The organism is Nocardia higoensis NBRC 100133 (assembly GCF_000308595.1).
In the GTDB taxonomy this organism is placed as follows: domain Bacteria; phylum Actinomycetota; class Actinomycetes; order Mycobacteriales; family Mycobacteriaceae; genus Nocardia; species Nocardia higoensis.
Map to the genome: position 1 here is coordinate 1 of NZ_BAGA01000143.1, position 6,338 is coordinate 6,338.

Annotated in this window: 5 protein-coding genes; 3 read left to right on the forward strand and 2 right to left on the reverse strand. The window is 70.3% G+C overall.

Annotation, left to right across the window (positions count from 1 at the left end):
- Window positions 1-394: 394 nt before the first annotated feature.
- Window positions 395-1,537, reverse strand: coding sequence for a hypothetical protein (locus ON26_RS26085; protein ID WP_245546064.1), 1,143 nt, complete (start codon window positions 1,535-1,537; stop codon window positions 395-397).
- Window positions 1,538-1,598: 61 nt separating this feature from the next.
- Complete coding sequence (locus tag ON26_RS26090; RefSeq protein ID WP_040799760.1) at window positions 1,599-2,381, reverse strand: SDR family oxidoreductase; 783 nt, start codon at window positions 2,379-2,381, stop codon at window positions 1,599-1,601.
- Between the two features lie 87 nt (window positions 2,382-2,468).
- On the opposite strand from ON26_RS26090, the gene trmB reads away from it, so the two are divergent.
- The 3 genes from trmB to ON26_RS26105 form a co-directional block, all read left to right on the forward strand.
- Complete coding sequence (trmB, locus tag ON26_RS26095; protein WP_040799763.1) at window positions 2,469-3,278, forward strand: tRNA (guanosine(46)-N7)-methyltransferase TrmB; 810 nt, start codon at window positions 2,469-2,471, stop codon at window positions 3,276-3,278.
- The gene (locus ON26_RS26100; protein WP_040799766.1) at window positions 3,278-4,003 is read left to right on the forward strand and encodes an NYN domain-containing protein; all 726 of its coding nucleotides are present in this window, start codon (window positions 3,278-3,280) and stop codon (window positions 4,001-4,003) included. Before trmB ends, ON26_RS26100 begins: the two co-directional genes overlap by 1 nt.
- A partial coding sequence (locus tag ON26_RS26105; RefSeq protein WP_051027602.1) for an MMPL family transporter occupies window positions 4,003-6,338 on the forward strand: 2,336 nt, incomplete at its 3' end. The genes ON26_RS26100 and ON26_RS26105, both read left to right, overlap by 1 nt.

Consider the following 6,338-nt stretch of genomic DNA (forward strand, 5'->3'; position numbering starts at 1 on the left):
CGGCTCGGTAGCACCGGGTGGCCCGGCGAGCCCGGCAGCCTCGGCAGCCCCGACAGCCTCGGCAGCCCCGGCAGCCCCGGCAGCCCCGGCGGCCCCGGCAGCGTCGGGTGGTCCCGCGACACTCTCCGGACCGGCGGCAGACGCGGAATCGGGCGGTTCGCCCGAGCCGGCGTCGTCGGTGGATTCGCCCGAGCCGGTCCGAGTGGCGGTCCCTGGGGTCCGGGCAGCTTCGGACTCGGCCGATCGGGTCGGCTCGAGGGACTCGGTGGCCTGGGCGGGGTGGCGCAGCGGCCGGCCGAAACCCGGCGGCCGGACGGCGGGCTCGGCCGGAGCGGCGGGGGTGCGAGCGTGGCTCGGTTCGGCCCGGTCGGCGGGACCGCCGGAGCCGGCGGGGTCAGAGTCCGGCACTGCTCATCCGCCCCCATAGCCGGATGTAGCCGTTGTGCACGCGCAGGGCGGCGCGCCGGGCGGTGGGTGGCAGGTCACCCGCGACGACGGCGCGCCAGCGGGCCGCCCGGGACAGGGCGTCGTCGGCGTCGGCCGGGGTGACGGCCGGATAGCCCGCGGCCAGGTGGGCGACCGAGGGGTGGGCCAGGCCGGCGCACAGGCCGAGCCAGACAGCCTCGTCACCGGCCAGATAGTCCTCGATCAGGTCGCGGGCGCGGCCGCCCGCTTCGGGAACCGAACGCGCGGCCAGCCGGGACAGGCGGTCGAGCAGATCGCCGCCACGCAGGGCAGCGGCCTGTTCGTAACGGCGATGCAGCAGGCGGTGCAGCGCGTCGATGCCGCTGGCGGCGTGCATCACCTGGAGCAGGGCCGGGCCGGTGAGGGTGGGGTCGTGGCGCAGGGCGGCGAGTGCGCAGGCGAGGCCGTACAGATCCCAGCGGCGCAGCAGGCTCTCGCGTTCGCGGGCCTGCGGTCCGGCCGCGGCGCCGACGAACAACTCGGGCGAGAGCGTCAGGGTGGGATCGCTGTCGGCGGCCAGCGCGCGCAGCAGGCTCAGATCCTCCTCGGTGACCGCACCCGCCCTGGTCCTGGTCGCGAGCGAGGCGACGACCGGCAGGGTCGGCCTGCGCAGCTCGCGACCGTACTGCTCGGCGGCGGCGACGGCATCGGCCCAGGACGAGCCGATGGCGTCGGCCTTGTTGAGCACCACCACGGTGTGCTGCGGGGGCAGCGCGGCCAGCACCCGGCGGTCGGCCGGTTGGGGCGCGCCCGCGAGGACATAGACGACGAGGTCGGCGTCGAGTTCGGGATCGGGCGCGCCGGGTTCGTCGATCGGCGCGGTCTCCACCGCCGACATCAGCGCCAGCGCGTGCAGCACGGTGGTGCGTCCGGTGTGCGCGCGGCCGGTCACCTGGATCCGCGGCGGCGTGCGCCAGAGCTCGGCGGCGCGGTCGGCGTGCTGCCCGATCGCGAGGTCGCGGCCGCCCAGGGCGCGCAGGTCGGCCAGCAGCCGATCCAGTCCGGAGTGGTCGCGTGGCGCGGCCGGTTCCTGTGTGCGCCCGGTCCGGGCGGTGGCTGCCTGCATCGTCATCAAACCCCCTTCGACCGTGGGAATTCTGTCAGACGAGGGCGGTCGGGGGACGGTGAGCCGGTCAGGAGCCGGTCACGTATTTGTTCACCGCGCGCGCCGCCCAGCCCGGTGCGAACTTGGCCGACAGGGCGAGCACCTTGGCCTGCGCGCCGATCTCGTAGTGCACCCGCGGCAGCCTGCCCCGGCGGCGGGTGGCGCCCCAGATGCCCTTCGCGACGTCCTCGGCGGTCAGCCGCACGCCGAGCGACCGGGTGCTGCCGGTGTCGAGGCCGTCGACCATCGCGGTCGCCACGAACAGCGGCCAGATCGCGATCACCCGGATGTCGTGACGCGCCCATTCCAGATCCAGCGCCTCGGTCAAACTCTTGACCGCCGATTTCGTCGCGCCGTAGGTGGCCAGCTCGGGCTGACCGTAGATCGCCGAGGCCGAGCACATGTTCACCAGTTGCGCGCCGGTGGTCTCGCGCAGATACGGGAAGGCGTGGTACGCGCCGGAGATCACGCCGTTCACGTTGACCGCCACCATGGCGTGCTGCTCGCGCAGGCCGATGGTCTCGAACGGACCCGAGCGCAGGATGCCCGCGTTGTTGATCAGGATGTCGAGCCTGCCGTGCGCCTGATGGAATTCCGCCAGCCGCTGCTGCCACTGCGTGTCGTCGGTGACGTCGAGCACGCCGGTGTGCACCTTGCCGCCCGCCGCCTCGATCTCGCCCGCCAGCCTGCCGAGGCCGATCTCGTCGATGTCGACAGCACCCACCAGGTAGCCGCGCGAGGCGAAATGCATGGCTGTGGCCCGGCCGATCCCGGCAGCAGCGCCGGTGACGAACACCGTGGGAGAGCTCATGCGCGCAGTCTAGTTCCGGAGCCGTGGACGCCGGTGAAACCGTGCGGTCGGGGTTCGGTTGCTGAGCTGACGCGCCGATGCTGGACAATGGACGTCGTGAACGACGCCGCCAACCACACTGTCGAGTCGGTTCCGGGCAGGCCGTCCACAGCATCGGCCCCGCTCGAAGCAGGCAGACGATCCACCACCGGCTCCCGGCTCTACCCGCGCGTGACCAGCTTCCGGTCCCGCCGCGGCGCGCTGACGCCGAATCAGCAGGGCGCCTGGGACCGGATGTGGCCGAAGATCGGCCGTGAGGTCGGTGACGAGCCACTCGACACCGAGGCCTGGTTCGGCCGCAAGGCTCCGCTGGTGATCGAGATCGGCTGCGGAACCGGCACCGCCACCGCCGCGATGGCTCGAGCCGAGCCGGACGTCGACCTGATCGGCATCGAGGTGTACCAGCCGGGTCTGGCCCAGCTGGTCCAGCGGATCGAGCGCGACGGCATCGGCAACATCCGGCTGCTGCGCGGCGACGCCGTCGACGTGCTCGAGCACATGATTGCTGCGGAGTCGCTGACCGGCGTACGCGTGTTCTTCCCCGACCCCTGGCCGAAGGCCCGCCACCACAAGCGCAGGCTGCTGCAGCCCGCCACGCTCTCGCTCATCGCGAGCCGGCTGCGGCCGGGCGGCGTGTTGCACGTCGCCACCGACCACGCGGACTACGCCGAGCACATCGCCGAGGTCGGAGCGGGCGAACCGCTGCTGACCGGCCTGAACGAGACCACCGGTGGCAGCGCCGAGCTGCTCGCGCAGCGCTCGCCGATCGGCTACGAGCGCCCGGTCACCAAATTCGAGGGCAAGGCGCACAGGGCGGGAAGCGCCATCACCGAGTTCATCTGGGGCAAGATCGAATGATGAGCGTCAGTGCGATGGCCGACTCGGCCGGGGGTGTTGCGGGGGAGGTGCAGGGAACCGGAGCCGAGGGTTCGGGCGGCGCCGCGCCGGATGTGCGCCGGGTGCTGCTGATCTGGGATGCGCCCAATCTCGACATGGGCCTGGGCGCCATCCTCGGCGGCCGCCCGACCGCGGCCTACCGGCCCCGCTTCGACGCGCTCGGCCGCTGGCTGCTGGCCCGCACCGCCGAGCTGTCCAGGGCCGGCGGCCGCATCGAACCCGAGGCGACGGTGTTCACCAATATCGCCCCCGGCACCGCCGATGTGGTGCGCCCGTGGGTGGAGGCGCTGCGCAATGTCGGCTACGCGGTGTTCGCCAAGCCCAAGATCGACGAGGATTCCGACGTCGACGCCGACATGCTCGCGCACATCGAGCTGCGCAGCCGCGGCGCGGGCCTGGCGGGCATCATGGTCGCCTCGGCCGACGGCCAGGCCTTCCGCGAGCCGCTCGAACAGCTCGCCGCGCGCGGAATTCCCGTGCAGGTGCTCGGTTTCCGTGAGCATGCGAGCTGGGCGGTCACATCCGATACGCTCGAGTTCATCGACCTCGAGGACATCCCGGGCGTGTTCCGTGAACCGCTCCCACGGGTTAGCCTCGATTCGCTGCCCGACGAGGGTGCCTGGCTGCAGCCGTTCCGGCCGCTGTCGGCACTGCTCACCTCTCGCCCCGGTCAAGGAGTCGCTTAGTGTTCACACGCTGGGGCGATCTGGTCTACCGTTTCCGCTTCGCGGTCATCGGCATCGTCACGGCGGCGCTGCTGGGACTGGGCGGCTACGGCTTCGGCCTGGAAGAACATCTGAGCTCCAGCGGCTGGGACGATCCGCACTCCGAATCGGCGCAGGCCGCACGCATCGCCGACGCGGCATTCGGCCGCGATCACGGCAGCGACGTCATCGTGCTGTACACGGCTCCGGAGGGGAAGACGATCGAGGACCCGGAGTTCCGGGACAAGATCGTCGACAGCCTCAACCGGCTGACCAGGGAGCATCCGGACCAGATCGCCATGGTCAACGGCGCGTACTGGAAGACCGATACCGGTCCCGGCGCGCCACTGATGTTCGGGTCGCAGGACAAGAAGTACACCTTCGCCTCCATCGCCATCGTCGGCGACAACGACACCGACATGGTGCGCAACTATCGCGAGGTGAAAGACGCCTTCTGGATCGACGGCGTCGACGTGCAGGTCACCGGCCTGCAGGCGGTCGCGGGCACGCTCAACGACACCATGGCCAGCGACCAGAAGCGCATGGAGCTGATGGCCATCCCGGCCGTCGGCGTCCTGCTGTTCTTCGTCTTCGGCGGCCTGATCGCCGCCGGTCTGCCGCTGATCGTCGGCGGCCTGACCGTGCTCGGCGCCAACGGCATCATCATGGCGCTCACCAAGTTCACCGAGGTGAACTCCTTCGTCGGCGCGGTCGTCTCGATGATCGGCCTCGGCCTGGCCATCGACTACGGCCTGTTCATCGTCAGCCGGTTCCGTGAAGAGCTCGCCGAGGGCTACGAACCGAGGGCCGCGGTCCGGCGCACAGTGCTGACCGCCGGACGGACCGTGGTGTTCTCGGCGACCATGATCGTGGCCAGCCTCGGCGGCATGCTGCTGTTCCCCCAGGGGTTCCTGAAGTCGGTGGCCTACGGCACCATCGCCACGGTCAGCCTCGCCGCGGTCACCGCTATCACCATCCTGCCCGCCATGCTCGGAGTGCTCGGCCCGCGGGTGGACATGCTCGGCCTGAAGCGTTTCCGGCAGACCAAGACCGCCGACGAGATCGAGAACGACTTCTGGGGCCGCACGACGCAGTGGGTGATGCAGCATCCGCTGAAGATCGCGGTGCCGATCACCATCCTGCTGTTGCTGCTGATCATCCCGGTGAAGAACCTGGCCTTCGGCGGCATCAACGAGCGCTACCTGCCACCGGACAACCAGGTCCGAACCGCGCTGGAGAACTTCTACGACGTCTTCCCGCTGAAGAAGACCGACCCGGTGCAGCTGGTCATGGTCTCCGACGACAGCACGGCCGTCGGAAAGGTCTGGAAGCAGGCCGGGAACGCCCCCGGCATCATCGGCGGTTTCGGGGTCCCCAGCCGTTCGACCACCCAGGGCGACGTGTATCGGACCAGCGCCACGCTCGAGGATTCCGAGAACGCCGACCCGACGATCGACTACCTGCGGTCGATGGACGTGCCCGACAACGTCGAGGTGTACGTCGGCGGGCAGCCGACCATCACCAAGGACAGCGTCGACGCGCTGCTCGATCGCATGCCGTTCATGATCGCCCTGGTCCTGTTCGTCACCACTGTGCTGATGTTCCTCACCTTCGGTTCGCTGGTGCTGCCGATCAAGGCCGCATTGATGAGCGCGCTCGGCCTCGGATCCACGTTGGGCATCCTGACCTGGATCTTCATCGACGGTCACGGCGCGGGACTGCTGAACTTCACCCCGCAGCCGATCATGTCGCCGGTACTCGTGCTGATCATCGCGGTGATCTACGGCCTGTCGACCGACTACGAGGTCTTCCTGCTCTCGCGCATGGTCGAGGCGCGCAATCAGGGCGCCTCGACCACCGAGGCGGTGCGGGCGGGCACCGCGCACACCGGCCGCATCATCACCGCCGCGGCGCTCATCCTGCTCGTGGTCGTCGGCGCGTTCGCCTTCTCCGATCTGGTGATGATGCAGTACATCGCCTACGGCCTGATCGCGGCGCTGTTCATCGACGCGACGATCCTGCGCATGCTGCTGGTGCCCGCCACCATGAAGCTGCTCGGCGACGACTGCTGGTGGGCCCCGGCGTGGATGAAGCGCATCCAGGAGAAGCTGGGCCTGGGCGAGCCGATCCTGGACGACGAGCGCCCCGGCGGCGGTGAAGTGGTCGATCTGATCAAGACCACCCCCATCACCGACCCGGTGACGATGCTCATGCCCGCGCTGCCGGAAGACAAGCAGCGCAAGTCTCCTCGCCGGGTGCGCACGGTCGCGGAGATCGAGGCCGAGGCGCCGACGCAGCGCATCGACGATGTCTCGTC

Bases quoted from the DNA above. Each gene is read 5' to 3' on its own strand.
- ON26_RS26085 (WP_245546064.1), bottom strand. From the start codon at position 1,537: ATGACGATGCAGGCAGCCACCGCCCGGACCGGGCGCACACAGGAACCG.
- ON26_RS26090 (WP_040799760.1), bottom strand. From the start codon at position 2,381: ATGAGCTCTCCCACGGTGTTCGTCACCGGCGCTGCTGCCGGGATCGGC.
- trmB (WP_040799763.1), top strand. From the start codon at position 2,469: ATGGACGTCGTGAACGACGCCGCCAACCACACTGTCGAGTCGGTTCCG.
- ON26_RS26100 (WP_040799766.1), top strand. From the start codon at position 3,278: ATGAGCGTCAGTGCGATGGCCGACTCGGCCGGGGGTGTTGCGGGGGAG.